The sequence below is a fragment of the Xanthomonas hortorum genome (assembly GCF_011305375.1).
GTDB lineage: Bacteria > Pseudomonadota > Gammaproteobacteria > Xanthomonadales > Xanthomonadaceae > Xanthomonas > Xanthomonas hortorum_E.
In genome coordinates this window covers 27,239-27,578 of sequence record NZ_VCME01000029.1, presented here as the reverse complement: position 1 = coordinate 27,578, position 340 = coordinate 27,239, and the positions used below count along the sequence as shown (strand labels likewise).

Genomic DNA, 340 nt, shown 5'->3' with positions numbered 1-340 from the left:
GGTGACGCAGGCCAACCCGGACATCATCGGCGTCAGCGTCTCCTATCCCCTGCCCGGCACTAAGTTCTACGAAGAAGTGAAAAACCAGTTGGGCGGCAAAACCCATTGGCAGGACAGCGACGACCTGGCGATGATGTTCCGTGGCGCCTACGGCTCGGAGTTCTATCGCAGCGTGCGCGATCTGCTGCATACGCAAGTCGATCTGCAACAGGCCCGCGCAACGATGAGCGCCGATGCGTTCACGCAGGCATCCGATCGCCTGGAAGCACGCTGGTCTGCACTGATCGCCTCGGAACAACAGCACCGCACCGAACCGCTGGTCAGCGTTGCGCACCTCAAC

Annotated in this window: 1 pseudogene; it reads left to right on the top strand. The window is 61.5% G+C overall.

Going from position 1 to position 340, the window contains the following annotated elements:
• Positions 1-340 (top strand): annotated as a pseudogene (locus tag FFY45_RS20960) (B12-binding domain-containing radical SAM protein); the annotation flags it as partial.